Source organism: Anaerotignum lactatifermentans (genome assembly GCF_016902535.1).
Classification (GTDB): domain Bacteria; phylum Bacillota; class Clostridia; order Lachnospirales; family Anaerotignaceae; genus Anaerotignum; species Anaerotignum lactatifermentans_A.
The window spans coordinates 1-20,474 of record NZ_JACSNY010000023.1; the positions used below are offsets into that span (position 1 = coordinate 1).

The 20,474-nt window shown below is 51.9% G+C and carries 20 protein-coding genes, 3 tRNA genes and 2 pseudogenes; 19 read left to right on the forward strand and 6 right to left on the reverse strand.

Annotation, left to right across the window (positions count from 1 at the left end; genetic code table 11):
• Window positions 1–37 precede the first annotated feature (37 nt).
• From H9X84_RS11850 to H9X84_RS11890, 9 genes and pseudogenes are all read left to right on the forward strand, one after another.
• Window positions 38–109: transfer RNA gene (locus H9X84_RS11850), tRNA-Glu, on the forward strand.
• 3 nt (window positions 110–112) lie between these two features.
• Window positions 113–183, forward strand: a tRNA-Cys gene (locus tag H9X84_RS11855).
• A 128-nt stretch (window positions 184–311) separates the two neighbouring features.
• A tRNA-Cys gene (locus H9X84_RS11860) sits at window positions 312–382 on the forward strand.
• Between the two features lie 143 nt (window positions 383–525).
• Window positions 526–780: pseudogene (locus H9X84_RS11865) on the forward strand (autorepressor SdpR family transcription factor); the annotation flags it as partial.
• Between the two features lie 13 nt (window positions 781–793).
• Window positions 794–1,447: an SdpI family protein gene (locus tag H9X84_RS11870; RefSeq protein ID WP_205134476.1), complete on the forward strand. Its 654-nt coding sequence runs from the start codon at window positions 794–796 to the stop codon at window positions 1,445–1,447.
• A gap of 154 nt (window positions 1,448–1,601) precedes the next feature.
• On the forward strand, window positions 1,602–3,248 hold the full coding sequence (locus H9X84_RS11875; protein WP_205134477.1) for a putative manganese-dependent inorganic diphosphatase: 1,647 nt from the start codon (window positions 1,602–1,604) through the stop codon (window positions 3,246–3,248).
• Between the two features lie 9 nt (window positions 3,249–3,257).
• Window positions 3,258–4,025 (forward strand): tRNA pseudouridine(38-40) synthase TruA, encoded by a 768-nt coding sequence (gene truA, locus H9X84_RS11880; protein ID WP_205134478.1) that lies wholly within the window; start codon window positions 3,258–3,260, stop codon window positions 4,023–4,025.
• On the forward strand, window positions 4,022–5,617 hold the full coding sequence (locus H9X84_RS11885; RefSeq protein WP_205134479.1) for an NAD(P)/FAD-dependent oxidoreductase: 1,596 nt from the start codon (window positions 4,022–4,024) through the stop codon (window positions 5,615–5,617). Before truA ends, H9X84_RS11885 begins: the two co-directional genes overlap by 4 nt.
• 1 nt (window position 5,618) lies before the next feature.
• Window positions 5,619–6,176: a cyclase family protein gene (locus tag H9X84_RS11890; RefSeq protein WP_205134480.1), complete on the forward strand. Its 558-nt coding sequence runs from the start codon at window positions 5,619–5,621 to the stop codon at window positions 6,174–6,176.
• A 58-nt stretch (window positions 6,177–6,234) separates the two neighbouring features.
• Here H9X84_RS11890 and H9X84_RS11895 read toward each other — a convergent pair whose 3' ends face one another.
• A complete protein-coding gene (locus H9X84_RS11895; RefSeq protein WP_205134481.1) occupies window positions 6,235–7,083 on the reverse strand; it encodes a hypothetical protein in 849 nt (282 codons plus the stop codon).
• 220 nt (window positions 7,084–7,303) lie between these two features.
• Between H9X84_RS11895 and H9X84_RS11900 the strand changes: the two genes are divergently transcribed.
• The 8 genes and pseudogenes from H9X84_RS11900 to H9X84_RS11935 all read left to right on the forward strand — a co-directional run bounded on the left by H9X84_RS11900 (window position 7,304) and on the right by H9X84_RS11935 (window position 16,157).
• A complete protein-coding gene (locus tag H9X84_RS11900) occupies window positions 7,304–7,693 on the forward strand; it encodes a GntR family transcriptional regulator (protein ID WP_205134482.1) in 390 nt (129 codons plus the stop codon).
• On the forward strand, window positions 7,690–8,547 hold the full coding sequence (locus H9X84_RS11905) for a hypothetical protein (protein ID WP_205134483.1): 858 nt from the start codon (window positions 7,690–7,692) through the stop codon (window positions 8,545–8,547). The genes H9X84_RS11900 and H9X84_RS11905 overlap by 4 nt, the downstream gene beginning before the upstream one ends.
• 12 nt (window positions 8,548–8,559) lie before the next feature.
• A complete protein-coding gene (locus H9X84_RS11910) occupies window positions 8,560–10,044 on the forward strand; it encodes a hypothetical protein (protein WP_205134484.1) in 1,485 nt (494 codons plus the stop codon).
• Between the two features lie 3 nt (window positions 10,045–10,047).
• Entirely contained in the window at window positions 10,048–11,601 is a 1,554-nt protein-coding gene (locus tag H9X84_RS11915; protein ID WP_205134485.1) for a hypothetical protein, read from the forward strand.
• Window positions 11,598–12,335 carry an ABC transporter ATP-binding protein gene (locus H9X84_RS11920; RefSeq protein WP_205134486.1) on the forward strand — a complete coding sequence of 246 codons (738 nt, stop codon included), beginning with the start codon at window positions 11,598–11,600 and terminating at the stop codon, window positions 12,333–12,335. The genes H9X84_RS11915 and H9X84_RS11920 overlap by 4 nt, the downstream gene beginning before the upstream one ends.
• A 331-nt stretch (window positions 12,336–12,666) precedes the next feature.
• A pseudogene (feoB, locus tag H9X84_RS11930) lies at window positions 12,667–14,906 on the forward strand (ferrous iron transport protein B).
• A gap of 13 nt (window positions 14,907–14,919) precedes the next feature.
• Window positions 14,920–15,051 (forward strand): hypothetical protein, encoded by a 132-nt coding sequence (locus tag H9X84_RS13230; protein ID WP_275552261.1) that lies wholly within the window; start codon window positions 14,920–14,922, stop codon window positions 15,049–15,051.
• 152 nt (window positions 15,052–15,203) lie between these two features.
• Window positions 15,204–16,157 carry a D-aminoacyl-tRNA deacylase gene (locus H9X84_RS11935; protein ID WP_205134489.1) on the forward strand — a complete coding sequence of 318 codons (954 nt, stop codon included), beginning with the start codon at window positions 15,204–15,206 and terminating at the stop codon, window positions 16,155–16,157.
• Window positions 16,158–16,317: 160 nt separating this feature from the next.
• Here H9X84_RS11935 and H9X84_RS11940 read toward each other — a convergent pair whose 3' ends face one another.
• The 3 genes from H9X84_RS11940 to H9X84_RS11950 are packed head-to-tail and all read right to left on the reverse strand — an operon-like array spanning window position 16,318 to window position 17,696.
• On the reverse strand, window positions 16,318–16,734 hold the full coding sequence (locus tag H9X84_RS11940; RefSeq protein ID WP_205134490.1) for a flavodoxin: 417 nt from the start codon (window positions 16,732–16,734) through the stop codon (window positions 16,318–16,320).
• Window positions 16,735–16,790: 56 nt separating this feature from the next.
• Window positions 16,791–17,363 carry a DUF3793 family protein gene (locus H9X84_RS11945; protein ID WP_205134491.1) on the reverse strand — a complete coding sequence of 191 codons (573 nt, stop codon included), beginning with the start codon at window positions 17,361–17,363 and terminating at the stop codon, window positions 16,791–16,793.
• 48 nt (window positions 17,364–17,411) lie between these two features.
• Entirely contained in the window at window positions 17,412–17,696 is a 285-nt protein-coding gene (locus tag H9X84_RS11950; protein ID WP_205134492.1) for a DUF2325 domain-containing protein, read from the reverse strand.
• A 277-nt stretch (window positions 17,697–17,973) separates the two neighbouring features.
• Here H9X84_RS11950 and H9X84_RS11955 point away from each other — a divergent pair, with 277 nt between their 5' ends.
• Together H9X84_RS11955 and H9X84_RS11960 are read left to right on the forward strand one after the other, a co-directional pair.
• On the forward strand, window positions 17,974–18,765 hold the full coding sequence (locus H9X84_RS11955) for a GTP pyrophosphokinase (protein ID WP_205134493.1): 792 nt from the start codon (window positions 17,974–17,976) through the stop codon (window positions 18,763–18,765).
• A gap of 12 nt (window positions 18,766–18,777) precedes the next feature.
• Window positions 18,778–19,467 (forward strand): metallophosphoesterase, encoded by a 690-nt coding sequence (locus H9X84_RS11960; RefSeq protein ID WP_205134494.1) that lies wholly within the window; start codon window positions 18,778–18,780, stop codon window positions 19,465–19,467.
• A 59-nt stretch (window positions 19,468–19,526) separates the two neighbouring features.
• On the opposite strand, the gene H9X84_RS11965 is transcribed toward H9X84_RS11960, so the two are convergent.
• On the reverse strand, window positions 19,527–19,757 hold the full coding sequence (locus H9X84_RS11965) for a hypothetical protein (protein WP_205134495.1): 231 nt from the start codon (window positions 19,755–19,757) through the stop codon (window positions 19,527–19,529).
• 53 nt (window positions 19,758–19,810) lie between these two features.
• The gene (locus tag H9X84_RS11970; RefSeq protein WP_205134496.1) at window positions 19,811–20,449 is read right to left on the reverse strand and encodes a flavin reductase family protein; all 639 of its coding nucleotides are present in this window, start codon (window positions 20,447–20,449) and stop codon (window positions 19,811–19,813) included.
• Window positions 20,450–20,474 lie beyond the last annotated feature (25 nt).

Consider the following 20,474-nt stretch of genomic DNA (forward strand, 5'->3'; position numbering starts at 1 on the left):
AGGGTCGTTGGTTCGAATCCTACTCGGGGAGTTTTTTGGTCCGTTGGTCAAGGGGTTAAGACACCGCCCTTTCACGGCGGTAACGCGGGTTCGAATCCCGCACGGATCATATGGCGCCATAGCCAAGTGGTAAGGCAAAGGTCTGCAACACCTCTATCCCCGGTTCGAGTCCGGGTGGCGCCTTGAAAAGTTCTGGTTTCACAGAGATGCTGTGGGGTCGGGGCTTTTTTTGTATTCTTTTGCGATGGAAGTTCCAGGAAAATATCTTGACGGAAAGTACAAATGGGAGTATAATATACACAGTATCCAGTGGCGCCATAGCCAAGTGGTAAGGCAAAGGTCTGCAACACCTCTATCCCCGGTTCGAGTCCGGGTGGCGCCTTAAAAAGCATCCGTTTCACGGATGCTTTTTTTGTGCGCTTTTGAAAACAGGGGAATATTTCGATCAATATCAAAATATCATTGACGACAGAGGAAATGAGAGATATTATTTAGATAAATATCGAAATGAAAGAAGGAGAAACTATGGGACTGCAGGAAACGTGGAAGGCGCTGGGAGATGAGACACGCCGGGAAATACTGCGGCTTCTGCGCCGGAATACCATGACGGCAGGGGAGATTGGCAGGCATTTTTCGGCCTCTGGAGCCACCATTTCTCATCATCTATCTGTTTTGAAAGAGGCGGATCTGGTCAGCGATCGAAGGGAAGGAAAGTATATTTATTATGAGCTGAACTTATCGGTGCTGGAAGAAGTACTGGAGTGGGTTTCCGCTTTGATGGGAGGTGCAGCGGATGAAAGGAAAGGGCTGGATTCTGGTGATCCTGAGCTTACTGCCGCTACTGATGGTGCTGGCGGTCTATCCTGAACTGCCGGCGCTGGTGCCTATGCATTGGGAAATCAATGGCGTTTCAGCGGAATACGGAGAAAAATGGATGCTGCTGCCTTTGGGAGGTATGAGTGTGCTGATGACGGCGCTGCTCTGGGCGGTGCCGAAAATAGATCCCAGAAAAGAGAATTACCGACGGTTTGAAAGGGCTTATTTTTCTATTTGCGTTGTTTTGAATGTGTTTTTTATGGCAGTGATGGCTATTGTGCTGGCAGAATCCCTTTCTCCAGGCAGGATTTCTGTTCCGAGAGCGGCTGGAGCCCTTTGCGGGCTGTTGTTCCTTTTTATTGGGAACCTGATGCCGAAAATAAAGTCCAATTTTTCCACAGGCTTTAAAACGCCTTGGGCATTGTCCAGCGAGGAGGTCTGGAACAAGACACAGCGGCTGGGCGGCAGGCTTTTTGTGCTGGGCGGTCTGGTGCTGTTGGCCGGCTGTTTTTTCGTGGAAGAAAAAGCGTTGTTTGCGGCATTGCCGGGGATTTTATTTGTGATTCTGCTTCTGCCTACGGTGATGTCCTGGCGCTGGTATCGTCAGGAACAGGAGGAAAAGCGGGAATGATGTTTTTTTTCTGGTGTATCCTCCGGAAAATATTGACGCTTTTTTCGGAAACGGATATAATTAGGACGCTTGGAAGTATTTGAAAACAAAGATTTTTCGGCGCTTTAAGCGTCTTTGTATGGGAATATAGAAAGAAATGAAAGGAGAGATCAGAATGCATCAAAGAAAAGATGTATTTGTTATCGGGCATAAAAATCCGGATACGGATTCCATCTGCTCGGCGATTGCCTATGCGGGTCTGAAAAATAAGATCGCGGAGGGGAATTATATCCCGAAACGGGCGGGAGAGATCAACAACGAAACCAAATATGTACTGGACTTTTTTGGGGTGGAAAGTCCGGAATTTATCAACCATGTGGGAACACAGGTCAAGGACGTGAGCATCAAGCCTACGCCCAGTATTTCCAAGGAGATTTCCCTGAAAAACGCATGGATCAAAATGCGTGATTTACAGGAGGCCACTATGCCTGTGGTCAAAGAGGACGGTAAGCTGGAGGGCATTATTTCCGTTAAGGATATTGCCACAGCCAATATGGATATTTACGAAACAAGAATTCTGGCTTTGTCCAAAACAAAATACTCCAATATTCTGGATACCATCGACGGGACCATGGTGGTAGGCAATCCGGAGGAGGTCGTACCGCTGGAGGGCAAGATCCTGATTGGGGCCGCCAACCCGGATCTGTTGGAAAATTATGTGGAAAAAGGCGATATCCTGATTACAGGGAACCGTTTTGAGTCCCAGCTGTGCGCCATTGAGATGAACGCCGGATGTATTGTGGTCTGCATGGGCGCACCGGTAGCCAAGACCATTCAGAAGCTGGCGAAGGAGAATAACTGCGCCATCATCAGTACGCCCCATGATACCTATATGACCGCCAGACTCATCAGCCAGAGTACGCCTCTGGGGTATTTCATGCGGAAGGAAAATCTGCTGACGTTCAGCACAGAGGACTTTATCAGCGATATTCGGGGCGCTATGGCGAAGATCCGCCATCGGGATTTCCCCGTACTGGACAGAGAGGGCAACTATATCGGTATGCTCTCCAGACGCTCTCTGCTGGAAATGGACAATAAAAAGATCATTATGGTGGACCACAACGAGAAAACACAGGCCGTAGATGGCATTGAAGAGGCGGAGATTCTGGAGATCATCGACCATCACCGTCTGGGAACACTGGAAACCACCATGCCTGTATACTTCCGGAACCAGCCCGTAGGCTGTACGGCCACCATTGTGTACCATATGTACCGGGAAAATGGCGTGGAAGTGGATAAACAGACAGCGGGTCTGCTCTGCTCGGCTATTCTGTCTGATACGCTGATGTTCCGTTCTCCTACCTGCACCCCTGTGGACCAGAAGGCGGCGGAGGAACTGGCGAAGATCGCGGAAATTGATATTCAGGATCACGCGGAAAAAATGTTCCGGGCAGGCAGCAGTCTGTCTGATAAAACACCGGAGGAAATTTTCTATCAGGATTTCAAAAAATTCAGTGCCAATGGCGTCAACTTCGGTGTGGGTCAGATTTCTTCTCTGGATCAGGGAGAGCTGGACGCACTGCGGCCGAAGATCGCCGAATATATGGCAACAGCAGACCGGAACGATACGGATATGCTGTTCTTCCTGCTGACCAATATCATCCATGAATCCTCTGCTCTGGTATTCTATGGCGAAAACGCCAAAGAACTGGTGGAGGCGGCCTTTGGTCAGGAGGCGGCGGAGGATTATATCCAGCTGCCCGGCGTTGTATCCAGAAAGAAACAGTTTGTACCCCGTATTTTGAGCGCGGTACAGCAGTAAGGTAGAATTATGCAGAATTATAAAATGGTGCTTTGCTATGACGGCGGCAGATATGACGGCTGGCAGAAGCAGGGCAATACAGATAATACCATACAGGCTAAACTGGAAGCCATCCTGACGGAGATCGCCGGGGTGGAAACAGAGGTTTTCGGTTCCGGCAGAACGGACGCGGGCACTCATGCCATGGGGCAAACCGTCAATTTCCGTATGGACTGGCCGGGAACGGAAGAAGAACTGAGATCCGCCATCCATAGGCGGATGCCGGAGGATATGGGGGTACTGTCTTTGGAACAGGCAGACCCCCGTTTCCACGCAAGGCTGAATGCCAAAGCCAAGACCTACGTCTATACCGTCTGGATGGGGGAGATGCCTCCCGTATTCTGGCGGAAATACAGCTTCTGGTGTCAAAAGGAACTGGATCTGGCGGCCATGGAGCAGGCGGCGTCCGTCTTTCTTGGGACCCATGACTTTAAGAGTTTCTGTGCCAATAAACGGATGAAAAAATCCACAGTGCGGACCATTTATAAGATCGAAATGACACAGGAGGGCCATGCCCTGCGGATTCGCTTTACCGGAAACGGATTTTTGTACCAGATGGTGCGTATCCTGACGGGGACCCTCATCGAAGTGGGAGAAGGGAAAAAGACCCCGGCGGAAATGGCGGACATACTGGCGGCCAGGGAACGGGAAAAGGCCGGATTTACGGCGCCATCCAAAGGCCTGCTGCTGGAAAAGGTATATTATGAGGACTGGCGGAAAGGAGAGGAAGGACTGTGATACGAATTTCAGAGCTGAAGCTGCCGGTGGGAGCGGAGGAAAGCCTGCTGCGGAAAAAAGCGGCAAAAATTCTTTCTGTTCCTGCCGATCAGATCACAGAGCTTCGAATCTTCAAGCGGTCTCTGGATGCCAGAAAAAAAGAAGATATCCATGCTGTATATGTGGTGGATGTGTCTGTAAAAAACGAGAAGGCTCTGCTGGCGAAAATAAAAAATAAAAAGGTTTCCAAAACACCGGACCTGTCCTATCATTTCCCGGAGGGCCGTTGTCGGATGGAGAAACGTCCCGTGGTAGCGGGCTTTGGCCCGGCAGGAATGTTCGCGGCGCTGCTGCTGGCGCAGATGGGGCTGCGGCCCATTGTGCTGGAGCGGGGCGGCGATGTGGACAGCCGGAAAGCGGCGGTAGAGCGTTTCTGGCGGGACGGGATTCTGGATACGGAAAATAACGTACAGTTTGGCGAAGGCGGCGCCGGTACATTTTCCGACGGCAAGCTCACTACTCGTATCAAAGACCCACGGTGCCGGAAGGTGCTGGAGGAACTGGCGGCGGCAGGGGCGCCCAAGGAGATCCTGTACGAAACAAAAGCCCATATCGGCACAGATCTGCTGCGGGATGTGGTGAAAAATATCCGAAAGGAAATCGAGCGTCTGGGCGGAGAAGTGCGCTTCTTTTCCAAAGTGACCGGTCTGGAGACGGCGGACGGAAGGATACAGGCGGTCATCATCAATGAAAAGGAACGTCTGGAAACAGAGGCGTTGGTGCTGGCTCTGGGCCACAGCGCCAGAGATACTTTCCAGATGCTCTATGACAGCGGTTTTGCCATGGAGCAGAAGCCCTTTGCCATGGGGGTCCGCATTGAGCATCCCCAGCGGATGGTCAACGAGGCCCAGTATGGGAGCGCGGCGGAAGAACTGCCGGCGGCGGATTACCGGCTTACCTATACCACGGAAAAAGGTCGGGGGGTCTATACCTTCTGTATGTGTCCCGGCGGTTATGTGGTAGCGGCGGCCTCGGAGGAAGGCCGGCTGGCGGTCAACGGCATGAGTGAGCACGCCAGAGACGGCAAAAACGCCAATTCCGCCTTGCTGGTACAGGTGTTCCCTGAGGATTTCGGGGACAGTCATCCTCTGGCGGGGATGGAGTTCCAGCGGCGGCTGGAGGAAAAGGCGTTCCAGGCGGGAGGCGGCGGCTACCGTGCGCCCATCCAGACGGCGGGGGACTTCCTCCGTGGGGACAAAACACCATTGGGCGAAGTAACGCCTACCTATGGTCCCGGTACAGCGGCGGCGTCTATGGACGATATTTTCCCGGAATTTATGACGGAGGCCCTGCGGGAGGCGCTGCCTGCCATGGGGAGAAAGCTGAAGGGCTTTGACCGGTCCGACGCGGTGCTGACGGCGGTGGAAAGCCGCAGTTCTTCTCCGGTGCGTATCCTGCGGGAGGAACAGGGAGAAAGCAGGAACGTAAAAGGCGTGTACCCGGCGGGAGAAGGCGCGGGCTATGCCGGCGGCATTGTTTCCGCGGCGGTGGACGGCGTTCGTGTGGCGGAACAGATTTTCCTGCATCACAGAACAGAAGACGAGGTGGAGTAAGATGTATATTGATCTGACGACAAAGGTCTCTCAGCAACTGCGGCGCCAGGCGGCGGAGAAAAAGGATTTTCTGGCGGCCATGGGCCATCTGGGGACACATCTGGACACCTATCTGCACTGCCCTGTCCCCTTGGAATATCTCCAATCCCGCGGTGTGTTGTTTGATGTGCGGGGCATTGGAAAAGTAACCCCAGAGGATATTTCGCCGGAAAAAGTGCGGGAAGGGGATTTCGTGCTGTTCCGTACCGGCAGGATCGAAGAAGCGGCTTATGGCACCCCGGCCTACGGCCAGGAGCATCCCTGTCTGTCCTGGGAAGTGATCCGGATGCTGACGGAAAAGAAGATCCGCTTTATTGGCATAGACGCGGAAGGAATCCGGCGCCATGGGGAGCACCAGAAAGCGGACTGCTACTGTGAGGAAAGAGGCGTATACGTTATCGAAAATCTCAGTGGGTTGTCCCAGATCCACGAAGAGGAGTTCCGTGTGTTTGCCATGTGGCTGGAGGACGAAGAACTGAGCGGCCTGCGGTGCCGTGTTGTGGCGGAAGTGAAAGCATAAAAAATACCCTCCCGTTTGTATCTTGGGAGGGTTGGAAAGAGGCGAAAGCCTCTTTTTTTTATTGGATTGCCGTAATGACAGCAGGTCCGTCTGTACCAGTCTGTTTGCAGGTGAATGTGATCGCGTCGCCGCTCTGGAAGGAATTCAGCTGTTCCAGAAGATCGTCTCCGCTGAACTGGAATGCTTCTACGGTGCCGTCGGAAAGAGTCATCTCCGCGGTATGTCCATCGGACAGGCCGTTATAAACAGCGGAAATGGTTCTGGTGATCTCCAGCGGGGTAACGGAGGAGAGGCTGTACAGATAAATGGGGTCTGTGATGCCGTCAGCGTAGGTGTTTTCTGTAAGAGTCACTGTCCAGGTGCCGATGGTGGAGTCATTCATGGTAGAAAGCAGATTTGCCTGTAATGTCAGAACGCCGTCTTCCATCCGTTCATCGGAAAGCTCTGTGGTACACAGGCCGATGTCACCCAGGGAGAATGTATAGGCATCCATGCTTTCGTCATAGGTGACACGATCGGAAAGCTCTTCCGGCAGAGGCAGGAGATCGTCGTAGTCGGCGAACAGGGCGATGGCGTGTTCCTGCACCGCTTTTCTGGGCAGGGTAATGGTACTGTCGGTCAGTTCCGCGCTGGTATGGTTCTGGCCATAGGCGCCCACAAAGTAGGACAGAGAAGTCCAGAAAAATGCGGGATCACTGGGATCATATTCCATGTTGTTTTCCAGCATACAGCGGGTCACAGCGTCAATGGGCGCTGTCATATGGGAAATTTCTTCTTTCTGTTCTGCCGTCAGCTCGCCGGAAATCTCCTGGTCGGTGGAGGCTTCCTCCTTTTGGGTATCGGTACCGCAGGCTGCGGCACCCAGGACCAGCATGCAGATGAGCAGGGAAGTTGTCAGTTTTTTCATATAAGTACCTCCTTTTGGCCCGCAACAGGGGCGGTTATGTTATGGTAGTCTGCAAATTTGGATATTTCCAGTATATACCAAGGATATAAATAAAGTATGTCGAATTTCTTTCTATTTTTTAAATTTTTTCGTCCGCCATTGACGGCAAAGTGTATGATTGCTATAATACAGTTAAGAAGTGTATGAGTCGAATAGTACACTGGAAAGGGGGTGACAGACGGTGATAGATTTTTCCAAAATGGAGCTGCACGAAAAAGAACCGGTCTATATCCAGATCGTTCAGTATCTGAAACGGGCCATATTTCTGGGGGAGGCAAGCAACGGGGAAGCCCTGCCCAGCCGGCGGGAGCTGGCGGCCCAGCTGTGCATCAATCCCAATACGGCGCAGAAGGCCTTTCGGCTCATGGAGGAGGAGGGGCTGATCCAGACGCCGAAAAACGCCGCCAGTGTGGTTGACTGTACCCAGGAGACCATGGCGGCCATCCAGCGGGAAATGACAGGGGAACTGATCCGCCACTTTGTGGCAGAGGCCAAACAGAACCGTCTGACACTGGAAGAAGTGGAGCGTATGATAAGGGACATCTGGCAGGAGAAAGGGGAAGAAGTATGAGAAAGACCATGTTATTAAGCGGGTATTTATTTCAATGGTACATGAAAAAAGGCGGCTGGCTCATTTACGGCATGTCCATGGGCATCGGCATCCTCAGCGCCGTGGCGGTGGCCTTCGGCGGTCTTTTCGGCGAGAACAATGTCTATCTGGCAAAGGGGTTCCTGCCCTATGAGATCATTCTGGACCGCAGCTGGATTCCGGTGTGTTTTCTGGTGGGAATGATTCTGCTGGCGATGCACCTGTTCTGGCAGATGCGGAAATACCGCATGGGAGGAAAGGGGATCTATACGTTTTACACCCTGCCCATGGAGGGGAAACAGACGGCGGCGTCTTTTCTGCTGACGGCAGGCGCCATCCTGTTTTTCTACTATGCCCTGTGGCTGATTTTGATTCTGGTAATGTATTTTCCTCTGATGAAGGCCATGGTATCTTTAGCGGCCCAGCAGGAATTTTTGATGGCGGACGGCTCTATTGTGACGGGCCTTGACGCCACCAGAAACAACGGCCTGTTTCTGGCCTTTGTGCGCAGCGGTTTCCTCAGGATGTTCTATTCCATACAGTGGCAGGTGTTGCTCAGTGTGATGATGACCTTAGCGCTGCTGGCAGCGCTTTCCTGCTATTCCGCTTTGCAGGAGAATATCGGCGTCTTTGTTTTGCTGGTGCTTTATGCCGTTGGCTCTACGGTTTACTATGGCGCCGACAGTTCCTTCCTGTTTTTTGGAGATGGATGGTCCGGCGGACGGCGTTCTGTAGATACCTCCCTGTTTTTGGCAGTATCTGTACTTTTCCTGCTCTGGACCATCTGGAATATCGTAACGCTGTGCCGGAGATTTGAGAAGCCACGGGCAAAGTAGGAGGTGGACCCAATGAAGAAACGATGGAGTTTGCTGCCGGCGGCGCTGCTGGCATGTTCCCTTCTGGCGGTGGGCCTGTCCGTGTTTGCCGTCAACCAGAACAAATGGGACGGCCGCATTGAATTGACGGATGCAGAAGGCGACAGAAGGGCCTTGGATGCCTTTGTCCTGCGAGGGACCGTAGGAGACAGTGTACATAAAATTGATTTTACACTGGAAGACGGCGAGGTGCGAAAAGAATCCTTTTCTCTGGAGAGCGGCGTCCCCGTCTTTTATTCCCTGATTGTGCCCGATGTGCCGTGGGGCAAGGATACGCTGGAGGTATGGGATAACAGTGCGGAAATCCAGCCGGCGCCGGGGACAAAAATAGAGACCACAGACACGGTAGAAGAGAGTAAATTAGGAGACAGGATGTTTAGCGAGGATTACTATGACGACAACGGGCGTCTGCGGGGAACTACTACCACCTTTGACACCGGGCAGGTCAGCGTATCCTTTGGATATGCCTGCATGAAAAACAAAGAAAATGGGGGCACTTCCGAATCTTTGAAGTACTGGGGATATGCCTTTCCCACCAATATGACCTATACGCCGGAGGAACCTCTGGAGTTGATCCGGCTTCAGGGAGAAGAGGAATGGGATTACTACGAAGTCAGAAATTATACAGATGCGCCCATCCGCACGCTGGGAGCATGGTCCGAAAGCAGACAGAGCTATTATATCACCCTGTCCACCGACGCATACTGTGACGGTTCCGTAGGACTCTACTGTGTAGGCCCGGAGTCGGAGGAGATCGGCAAAACATACCAGCGGGAGGAGCATGACGCGCCTTTGGAGACCCTGACGGAGATCCCTGTTTCCGCCGATCGGCGGATTTTGTGGCTGGAGGATGCCGGAGACGGTCTGCTGCTGATTCTGGGGGAAGGCGACGGCATTACCATGGAGCTGTACGATTATGAGGGCAGACTGCTGGACCGCAGTCATAGCGCCACAGAGGAATCTGTGGACGAGATGGAGGTACAGAAAACAGAGTGGCCCCACGGGAAAGGCTTTTTCCTTACCGGCAGTCAAAGGATAGAGCAGGACGCTTATTATGTGCATTACTTTGAAGGAATCTGGGTGGAGGATGGAACCATCATATCCGTATACCGGCCGCAAACCTCAGATGGAGGGATGACGGCTGTGGGGAGAAATGTGGTTCTGACAGCATCCAAAGGAAGAGGAAAAGACGATTTTGTCTATGACAATCTGGACAAAGAACTGTCTTATTATGACATCACTGTACTGGATGTATCGGAAAATCCGGAGGGAGACTGCATTTACGCGGGCAGACTGGAAACCGATATTTTCCAAGACAGATTTTCCGTATTTGCTAATTTAGCTGTTGCGGAAAGTGAAATGGCTTTGGAGAACCAGATCATTTATAGAAACGAGGATGATGTGGAAGTACAGCGGCGGGCTTTATGGCTGCTGGAGACAGAAGGAAAGGGGGTATAGGCAATGAAAAAAGGCGTAATGGTGCCGGTGCTGCTGGCAGTGGGCATTTTGGTGCCCGCGGCGGCCATAACGGCGGTCTATGGACAATGGGAGAAGGAGACCTTTTATCTGGAGGATATCCAGGGAGACCGGGCGGCGCTGGACCCCTTTCTGGTGACGGGGCAGTTTTCCGACGGGGATTATACGCTGAATTACCAGCTGGAGGATGGGGAACTGACCACCTCTTTTCAGCTGGGCGGCGGCACAGCCTATCATGATTGGGAGGAAACGGAAGAGTACACACTGGTCATGGGAGAAGGAGAAAACGCACAGACACGGTATGTAAATGAGGGCTTTTATCAGAATTACCATGTTCTGCCGGCGGCGGACGCGGAGATCACCGTGCTGTCAGGTACGCCTCTTTCAGCGGAAGAACTGCGGCGGGAGATCGAAAACCGGCTCTTTTATTTCATAGATGGAGACGATTATGTGAATGCCAGAATACAGTACAGCAAAGGAGTTGTCTGCTATTATGACGAGATGTATTTTGACATGGAGCCAAATCTGGATAGCTGGATCACTTTCCGGAGTGAGGACGGGGTGGTACAGGATATTCCGGCTACGGCCTTTCGTTCGGTGCTGCTGGAACTGCCTCTGGAAATATCAGCGGCAGTAGATGTGCAGCTGAGGGAGGATGGCTCTGTGGGCTGGAGCAGTTTCGCAGGTACAGGAGGTCTGGATGGAATGAGAGCGGACGCTGTCTATCTGGATGGACATAAGTACCTGACATTTTGCACCACTGCCTACCATTCCGGGAAAATGGGAATTTACGACATAGATCTTCAGGAGGTCTATGAAGCGGGGAATCCCTATGTGACGGGAAATGTTTGCCGCAGCTATGGCTATTTCGGCGAGACAGCGGTGGACAAGGATCATAAAATTCTGGGGCTGGAACAGATGGGAGATCGTCTGATGCTGCTGCGGACCAGCGGAACACAGGTGATTCTGGAGCTGTACAGCACAGAGGGAATCCTTCTGGACAGCTTAACGGTGGAACTGCCTCTTCCGGTGACCAATTACAGTGTCAGCGTACAGGAAAATGGGGCGGCGGCTGTCATCAACTGGGATCTGGGCAGTCTGGAATACGGCTACAATGTGTATTACAACAGCGGCATAGAGGTCAGCGCTGACGGGAAGATCACGGAAAACTTCCGAAAAGAGGGGCTGCCATGGCTGGCCATCGGACAGGTGGGAGATCAGCTTCTGACCATAGAAGAGGAAAGCGTCATCCCCTTTGGGGAAGAGGGCTTCTGGCAGGGGCGCGCCACACCGAAGCGGTACTATGTGACGGTACATGACAAAACATTTACCGATGTGCTGTATCGGGGGGAGATCCATACCGATGCCGCCGACGATTACAAATCGGTCTATGATAAATTTTACACCAAGGACAGTAAACGGATCGTAGGAACAGTCAAAAACAACGGCGGAGAAAACAGCTGGTCGGACGCGGACCCCTATAAGCGGGGTCTGTGGGAGACGACCATCGGGATCAAAGGCAAGGAGGCGGCATCATGATCGAAGGAAAAAATATATTCTTTACCTATCACCATCCGGATTCTGAGCGGGCGGTGCTGGACCATGTGAGTTTCCAGATCCCCGATGGGCAGATTGTGGGGCTTTTTGGGGAAAACGGCACCGGGAAATCTACGCTGATGCGGATCATGGCGGGGGTGCTGACCTTCGCATGGGGGGAGACAGACCTGACCCTAGACGGTGTGCCCGTCCAAAAGCGGCGGGGAGAGGTGGCCTGCATTTTTGAGGAAGGCACTTTTCTGTCGGATCTACCGCCCAGAAAGTACGGACAGTTTCTGGCGGATTTCTTCCCCAATTTTGATATGGCTTACTATGAGAAGCTGCTGACCTTTTTCCGGCTGGAGGAAAAGGCCCCCAGAAAAATGTCCAGAGGCCAGCGGGCCAAGCTGGAAATCGCCGCGGGACTGGCCAAGCGGACGAAATATATCCTTATGGATGAGCCTTTTCTGGGAAAGGACGCTCTGGTACGGCAGGATTTCCTGAAGATACTTTCCGGCAGTCTGACAGGGGAAGAAACTCTGGTGATTGTGACCCATGAGCTGGAACTGATGGAGAACTTCATCGACCGGGCCATGATCCTCCATAAAGGCAGATTCGCGGCGGATGTGATGATGGATGACCTCCACCGGGAAGGGAAAAATCTGGTTTCTCTGATGAAGGATACGGTGGGATACGAGGATAAGGCCTATTTATCTCTTTTCGATGAGGAGGAATGATAGAAAAATTCTCTTCCTGAGAAAATATGGTTGTTCGTATCCTATGATTTCCTGAGGAAAACAGGGTGACGTCCATTAGAAAAAATAATACAGACAAGAATGGAATCGCTGGAATTCTCTGCGCCGCGGGGAATCCAGCGATATTCGTGTTTGGGAAAAGAAAAAAGAATAAAAAAGGGATATTTTTCAGGCGGATGTTTCCTGAAAGGAAAAATCATAGAATTTCTCTAGGAATTACTTTTCCCTTTGTTGACAAGGGTTTTCGCCTATGCTATACTCATTCATGTTAGTTATGGTTTACTTTTGACAGAAGAGATAAGAGGGAATCGATATGACTTTGAATCAACTACCCATTGGGCAGTCCGCCGTCATTGTCAAGGTGGGCGGCGAAGGGGAGCTGCGCTACCGCTTTCTGGATATGGGGCTGATCCCCAAGACCAGGGTGACAGTGACCAAGGTAGCGCCTATGGGCGACCCCATAGAGATCCGCCTGCGGGGCTATACCCTGACGCTGCGGGTGGAGGACGCCAAAAATATTGAGATTACGAAAGAGGGGGCGGAGGCATGATTTTTGCGTTGGCTGGCAATCAGAACTGCGGCAAAACCACGCTCTTTAATCAGCTGACCGGCTCCAATCAGCATGTAGGCAATTTTCCAGGTGTGACGGTGGACCAGAAGGTGGGCCAGATCAAAAGCGCACCGGACTGCTCCGTGGTGGACCTGCCGGGGATCTATTCCCTGCGGCCCTATACCAACGAGGAGATTGTTACCAGAGACTTTTTGCTGAATGAAAAGCCTGACGGCATCATCAATATTGTGGATGCCACCAATATCGAACGGAATCTGTATCTGACTTTGCAGCTGATGGAAATGCGGATTCCCATGGTGTTGGCGCTGAACATGATGGACGAGGTACGCAACAACGGCGGTACCATCAATGTGGAAAAAATGTCCGAGGAGCTGGGGATTCCCGTCATTCCCATCAGTGCCGCCAAAAACGAGGGGATTGAGGAGCTGGTGCGGACAGCCGTAAAGACGGCGAAGGAAAAGCAGACAGGAAAGGTCTTTGACTTCTGCAAACAGGGGCCGGTACATCGGTGTATCCATTCCGTCTGCCACCAGATCGAGGACCATGCGGAAAAAGCCGGGCTGGCAGTGCGTTTTTCCTGCTCCAAGCTCATTGAGGATGATACGAAAATTGTGGAGATGCTGAATCTGAGCCAGAACGAGCTGGAACTGGTGGAGCACAGCATCATCGAGATGGAGGCGGAAGCGGGCATGGACCGCAACGCGGCACTGGCGGGGATGCGGTATGACTTTATCGAGCGGGTCTGCGAGAATACGGTCATCAAATGTCAGGAGAGCAAAGAGCATATCCGCAGTGTAAAGATCGACAGCGTTTTGACTCATAAATACCTGGCTATCCCTATTTTTGTGGCGGTAATGTTTTTGGTATTCTTTTTGACCTTTAATGTTTTCGGCGCTGTTCTCAGCGATCTGCTGACGATGGTCATTGACGATGTGACGGCGCTGGTAGATGGGGCTCTGACGGCTTACGGTCTGAACCCTGTGGTACACAGTTTGGTCATTGACGGTGTATTTGCCGGGGTGGGCAGTGTCCTCAGTTTCCTGCCCATTATCGTGGTGCTGTTTTTCTTCCTCTCTATTTTGGAGGATACGGGATATATGGCGAGAATTGCCTTTGTCATGGATAAGCTGCTGCGAAAAATGGGGCTTTCCGGAAGAAGCATCGTACCGCTGTTGGTGGGCTTTGGCTGTACGGTGCCTGCGGTCATGGCCACCAGAACCCTGTCTTCGGAGCGAGACAGGAAAATGACCATCCTGCTGACACCTTTTATGAGCTGTTCCGCAAAGATCCCCATTTATGGTGTATTTGCGGCGGCTTTCTTCCCAGGCCGGGCGGCGCTGGTGATGATTGGACTGTATGTTGCCGGCATGGTCATGGCGGTGATTGTGGCGCTGATTTTTGATAAAACCGCGTTTCGTGGAAAACCGGTGCCTTTTGTTATGGAACTGCCCAACTATCGTTTCCCTTCCATGAAAACGGTAGTGCTGCTGATGTGGGATAAAGCCAAGGACTTTTTGCAGCGGGCCTTTACCATTATCTTTCTGGCAACAGTCATCATCTGGTTCCTTCAGAGTTTTGATACCAGATTGAATCTGGTGGATAACAGTGCGGAGAGTATTCTGGCTTCCATTGGGCATCTGCTGGCGCCGGTATTCGCGCCTCTGGGATTCTCCGACTGGCGTGTGCCGACGGCTCTGATTACAGGCTTTACGGCAAAGGAGGCGGTCATCAGTACCATGGGCGTATTGATGGGGACTTCGACCACAGAACTGGGGCCGGCGCTTCATACGCTCTTTACCCCCATTTCCGCTGTCAGCTTTCTGGTGTTTACACTGCTGTATACGCCTTGTGTGGCGGCTATCGCGGCCATCAAGCGGGAATTTGATTCCGGCCTTTTGGCGCTGGGCGTGGTAGTGATGCAGTGTGTGGTGGCATGGCTGGCGGCCTTCGGCGTATATACGGTTTTAGGACTGATCTTGTAAGGGGGCGGCAGGAATGACGGGCTTAGATATTGCTGTTGTGGCACTGTTGGCGGCAGCCGTGATAGGTGCCATACGCGCCATCAGGAAAGGAAACTGCGGCAGCTGCCATGGGGACTGCGCCCGGTGCGGCAAATGCAGAAAATAAATTTTGTTTTGAAAATGAGAAGGATGGTCCCGGGAACAATGGCCGGGGCGTCCTTTTTCTTTTTGGAAAAATCCTTGCGCTTGAGAGGAAAGAGCGTATAATGGTATTAAATTGTATATTCTGAAAAACAAAAGAGAAGGGAAGGAATTACCATGGCAGGAAAAAAAGCTGTATATTTTATCAATACGAACCGGGACTATGGCTATGTGGCCTATCTGGTATGGGATATTTTACAGGAAGAGGGATATCTGGCAAAAGAAGCCGGATTTGACTTTGACGGGCAGAAGGTTATGCGGTATCAGGACGAGGCCGGAAACTGGTTTTATTTCGCGCCGACGCACCGGGCCATCTGTCTGGATTATGAGAAATGTCTGCCGGAGATGAACGAGCATTTCGCGGATTTCGATATTTCCGGCATGGTCACATGGCACGAAGGAGCCAACGCGCTGGAGCATGTGCTGACGGTGCATTCTCTGGGGGATCTGCCCTCCGGCGTTTACGGCGGCGCCAAGCCAAGACTGATGCGGAATCTGATGCACGCCATTGAAAAGAACCGGAAGGACTTGGGACTGGAGGAGTTCCGCGTGGTAACGGAGGCTACCCACTGGTCCGGCGTTTATCATGATGTGGGCGATCCTACCCTGCTGACAAAGTTCCCGGTATCCATGATGGATATTGAGGTAGGCAGTGAGCCGGAAAGCTGGAATAATCAAGAGGCGGCCAGAGCATTGGCAAGATCGCTGACGAAGATTTTCGACGATGACGGAAAACGGGTGCATAATCTGCTTTGTGTGGGCGGTGTGCATTTTGAGCCGAACTTTGCAGAGGCGGTCTTTACGGAATGGGGCGGAAATCAGGCCTTTGGCGTTTCCCATATCATGGCAAACCAGTGGCTGGTATCCGGACAGTATGAAAATGAGACTGGTGTGGAACGGGCTTCTCACTGCATTGACGCCATTGAGGGTGGCATTGAGGCCATCTTTTTCCATGACAAAATGAAGGCCTGCTACAAGGATCTGGTGCGGGCTTTGGGCGAGAAATACGGCGTGCCGATTTACAAGCATCAAAAGCTGCGTCATCCGGAAGAGCTGGAGTGGAAGGAATAAAAAAAGACAACGGACGTACGTCTCAAATATGGGGCGGCGTCTGTTTTTTTACGGGAAAAGACCGGCGCAAAGGGAAGGCGCCGGTCTCTCTCAAGAAGGTAATTTTGTAAAATCAGAAGGATATGTTTTTATGTCTTTTGGTTTACTTGATGTGGGAGCATCAATAAGCGGCGAATTTCTCGCCGTATTCCTTGCAGGCGGCTTTGCCGTCCGCGTCTGGTGCGCCGCAGATGATCAGACCTTCGTCGAATACATTGGCGCCGGAGCGCTGGGCACGTTCTTCCCAGTCACGCATCCATTTTCCGTCGCCCCAGCCGTAAGAGCCGAAAAGGGCGATTTTTTTGCCTTTCAGATCACCTTCAATGGAGGTGTAGAAAGGATCAAATTCCGCTTCTTCCAGGACCTCATCGCCCATGGCGGAGCAGCCGAAAGCGATTTTGTCATAGTCCGCCACAGAACCGGAAAAGGCGTCCACGGAGAATACTTCCGCATCCGCGCCGATACCGGCGGCGATCTCTGAAGCCATCATGGCGGTATTGCCAGTGCCGCTCCAATAAATAACTGCGATCTTGCTCATTGTTGTCAGCCTCCTTTTTGCTTGGTGAAAAGGGAGAGCCCCTTTTCTTTATCGTTTCAGGCAGTCTCCAAAAGGGAAGGAATGGATCTGCCTGCCGCGACCTGTTTCATCATTTCTTTTCTGCATTCCTCATAGCGCTGGAAGATGCGCAGGGCGGCGTTTTCATCGCCGTAGACCTTCCAGTAGCCTACCAGCTTACAGTTCTGGCCCTTTTCCCGGATGAAAGCGAATACATCGGATACAGGATAGCCCAAAAAGAAGCCGATTTCATGAGGAAACTCGTGATAGGCCATCATCCGCTGACGCAGATGCATCAGAATCTGGATCAGGGAAACGTCTTCCTTGGAAAAATCGGGGTACCCCAGAGAAGTGAGGTATCCGCGCACCATAGGCAGACGCAGATACCGCTCCATGGCACGGACGCGATAGACCATCAGAAAAATCCTTTTCTTGCAGCAATATAAGTACAGGAGCCGGATGCCGTAGGGCGCCAGCTGTTTCTGGTAGCGGGCGATCTCTTCCCGAAACCGGGGCAGCTGCTCCAGAGAAAGGGAGAACAGATTGGCCTGCTTGATCCCCCGCAGCGTAGGGGCCGCGTGGTGGATGAGCTGCGCTTCAAAATGTGACACGGCAGTCACCGTCCTTTCGTTGGTTAGTTGTAGATAACTTATAGGGTTTTAACAACAGCAGTGTTCCGCCAGAATGCGTTTCAGGGCAGAAGAGGAACTGCTGTGAGAACGTGCGATACAGATATTGTTTTTTTCCGCCTCCTGTACTGCCCCTGTGGCCATGATATGGGATACAGTGGAAGTAAAGAGGACGATCAGATCCGCCTGACCGATCTGGGAACGGAAATTCCCCGGTAATTGTGTGAATACCTTGCTTTTACAATTATATTTTTTGCAGATGTCCATATACTGGCGCACCATTCTGTCATGTCCGCCGACGATTACAACGCTCATGGATTTCCCTCCTTTTATTTAGATCGGTCGAAAGTTAGTTAAAACTAACTTATCGGTGAAAATTTTAGTTAGCGTTAGCTAACTATGGGTTTATCCTAACATGAATTTCCTATGGTGTCAATAGGAAAATAGAAAATAATTTATTTTTTTAAATAGGTCTGGAAGAAAGGAGATGGGAGGCCGGTGGAGAGAAAGTGAGTCAAGAGCGTTGCCCAAACGGCGGGGATATAGTACAATAAAAAGAGAAGGATTTGTGCCGGAATAAAGGGGTGATGTTGTGGAAATAATCAACTGGAAAGAACTGCTGTATCCGTATGAGCAGACGGTGGAGGAACTGCTGCTGAAATTTCGCAGCGTGGATAAGGAATGCCGCCATCTGGGGATCTATTCTCCCATCGACTCGGTAACGGGACGTCTGAAACGGCCGGCCAGCATATTGGAAAAAGCGGGAAGGAAACAGATCCCACCCGATAAAATAGAGGAGCAGATCGAGGATATCGCCGGTATCCGCATCCTGTGCCAGTTTGTGGAGGATATCCCGAAGGTCATTGAAATGGTACGCAGCCGGCAGGATATGACGGTGGTGGAGGAGCGGGATTATATCACCAACACAAAGCCCAGCGGCTACCGCAGCTATCATATGATTATCCGCTACCCGCTGCATACGGCGTTGGGGGCGAAAAATGTGCCGGCGGAGATACAGATCCGCACCAACGCCATGAATTTCTGGGCAACGGCGGAACATTCCCTGCGTTATAAGTACAGCGGCAATATCCCGCAGGAGCTGCAGGACCGGCTGAAAAACTGCGCCGAGGCCGCGTTTCGTCTGGATACGGAAATGGCCACCATTCGGGAGGAGATCACCAATGCCCAGCGGCTCAACGAAATCAAAAACAATCTGGTGACCAATATTCTGGAGAATATCCAGAACCTGTATTTTGTGGCAAAACTGGACGATATGAATGAGATCAACAAGGAATTTGCCAGAGTATGGAACAGCGACGATGTGGATCAGCTGCGGGAATTCAATACCAAGCTGAACATTATGGCGGAGATGTACCGCACATAGGAGGAGAAGACCATGGGGCTTTTTGCCATTGGAGACCTGCATTTTTCCTTCGCTGCCCCGAAGCCCATGGATATTTTCGGAGAGCAGTGGAAGGAGCACGACAAAAGGATCATAGAAAACTGGAAAAATACCGTTGGCCCGGAGGATACGGTGCTGATCCCGGGGGATATTTCCTGGGGGATGCGTCTGGCGGACGCGGCGGCGGATCTGGATGTGATCGACGGTCTGCCGGGGCGGAAGGTACTTTTGCCGGGGAATCATGACTACTGGTGGAAATCCTCCTCCAGACTGGCGGGGCAGTATCCCCGCATGACGTTTCTGAAAAATGACACGACCCGGTGGGAGAACTGGTTTCTCTGCGGTGCCAGAGGATGGACCTGCCCCAACGAAACCGCTTTTACGGCGGAGGACGAGAAAATTTATCGCCGGGAATTGATTCGTCTGCGGCTGTCTTTGGATTGTGCCATGAGACAGGGGGCGGAAAACATACTGGTGATGCTCCATTTTCCGCCGGTAAACGAAAACCACGGGCCCTCCGGATTTACGGAGCTTTTTGGCCAGTACCCGGTCAGAGAGGTGGTCTATGGCCATCTTCACGGGGAAAGCAGCCATAGCATGGCGCTGGAGGGAGAGCGGGAAGGCATCCGCTACCATTTGACCTCGTCGGATTATCTGGAGTTTAGACCGAAACGGATTTTTTAACAAAAAAGGCCGAATATCCCTGTTTTTATGGGATGTTCGGCTTTTTTATGTCGGATGGATTATTCTTCGTAATTTTCGATGGCATCCAAAAGCATTTCCTTCCATACCTTCTGATCGAACTGGTCGAAATCCATTTCCAGGGAAACATCCTCCAGTTCATCCTCATCCTCCAGATAGGTGGCTTCAAAAGCAGAGGTCAGATCATCTTCAAAAATGATCTCCCCTTCAATGGAACAGACGCCGTCTTCCCGGCTCAGTGAAAAAATGTTTACCTCTGTGATCTGCAGCATAATCGTACCTCCTTGTCGGGCGTTTCCTGTGGGCCAAAGACCATGAGAAACGCTCAGCTTTTCCCTTTTCCCTTCTTTTTTTTCTTTTCCGGTCTGGTGTTGCGCCAACGGGCCTTTTTGGGGCCGTCCGCCGCCTTTTTGCGGACGGAATAACCGAAGGAGCCGACCTGATCCCCCAGTGTAAAGTAACCGCCGTGGGAGTAGCAGATAGGCTGGCTGCGGTTAAAATGGAATTTCCCGCTTTCATCCATGTATTCGTCGCTGACGCTGACAGAGACCACCTCCGCTAAAAACATATGGTGGCTTCCTAAAGGCAGGATTTCTTTGACCCTGCATTCGATATTGACGGGACTTTCGGCAATGATGGGACAGCCAGTAGCCGGTCCCGGTTCCGCCAAGAGTCCCAGCTCCTGGTATTTATCCACATCCCTTCCGCTTTTGACACCGCAGAAATCGCAGGCACGAGCCAGACGTTTTGTCACCAGATTGATGACAAAGGTGCCGTTTTTGCGGATGATGTCATAGGAATGGCGCTCGGGGCGCAGAGAGATATAGGTCATGGGCGGATTGGTGTTGACGGTGCCCGTCCATGCCACCGTAACGATATTTTTTTCTTCCATGGTGCCGCAGGAGACCATGACGGCAGGAACAGGATAGATCACGGTGCCTGGTTTCCAGACTTGCTTCCCCATTGGAACGCACCTCCTTCTGCGAAAT

Excerpts from the sequence above, each read along its gene's own strand:
- H9X84_RS11890 (WP_205134480.1), top strand. The coding sequence starts at position 5,619 with ATGTATATTGATCTGACGACAAAGGTCTCTCAGCAACTGCGGCGCCAG.
- H9X84_RS13230 (WP_275552261.1), top strand. The coding sequence starts at position 14,920 with ATGACGGGCTTAGATATTGCTGTTGTGGCACTGTTGGCGGCAGCCGTG.
- H9X84_RS11950 (WP_205134492.1), bottom strand. The coding sequence starts at position 17,696 with ATGAGCGTTGTAATCGTCGGCGGACATGACAGAATGGTGCGCCAGTAT.
- H9X84_RS11920 (WP_205134486.1), top strand. The coding sequence starts at position 11,598 with ATGATCGAAGGAAAAAATATATTCTTTACCTATCACCATCCGGATTCT.
- truA (WP_205134478.1), top strand. The coding sequence starts at position 3,258 with ATGCAGAATTATAAAATGGTGCTTTGCTATGACGGCGGCAGATATGAC.
- H9X84_RS11915 (WP_205134485.1), top strand. The coding sequence starts at position 10,048 with ATGAAAAAAGGCGTAATGGTGCCGGTGCTGCTGGCAGTGGGCATTTTG.
- H9X84_RS11870 (WP_205134476.1), top strand. The coding sequence starts at position 794 with ATGAAAGGAAAGGGCTGGATTCTGGTGATCCTGAGCTTACTGCCGCTA.
- H9X84_RS11935 (WP_205134489.1), top strand. The coding sequence starts at position 15,204 with ATGGCAGGAAAAAAAGCTGTATATTTTATCAATACGAACCGGGACTAT.
- H9X84_RS11875 (WP_205134477.1), top strand. The coding sequence starts at position 1,602 with ATGCATCAAAGAAAAGATGTATTTGTTATCGGGCATAAAAATCCGGAT.
- H9X84_RS11895 (WP_205134481.1), bottom strand. The coding sequence starts at position 7,083 with ATGAAAAAACTGACAACTTCCCTGCTCATCTGCATGCTGGTCCTGGGT.
- H9X84_RS11905 (WP_205134483.1), top strand. The coding sequence starts at position 7,690 with ATGAGAAAGACCATGTTATTAAGCGGGTATTTATTTCAATGGTACATG.
- H9X84_RS11940 (WP_205134490.1), bottom strand. The coding sequence starts at position 16,734 with ATGAGCAAGATCGCAGTTATTTATTGGAGCGGCACTGGCAATACCGCC.
- H9X84_RS11970 (WP_205134496.1), bottom strand. The coding sequence starts at position 20,449 with ATGGGGAAGCAAGTCTGGAAACCAGGCACCGTGATCTATCCTGTTCCT.
- H9X84_RS11960 (WP_205134494.1), top strand. The coding sequence starts at position 18,778 with ATGGGGCTTTTTGCCATTGGAGACCTGCATTTTTCCTTCGCTGCCCCG.
- H9X84_RS11910 (WP_205134484.1), top strand. The coding sequence starts at position 8,560 with ATGAAGAAACGATGGAGTTTGCTGCCGGCGGCGCTGCTGGCATGTTCC.
- H9X84_RS11965 (WP_205134495.1), bottom strand. The coding sequence starts at position 19,757 with ATGCTGCAGATCACAGAGGTAAACATTTTTTCACTGAGCCGGGAAGAC.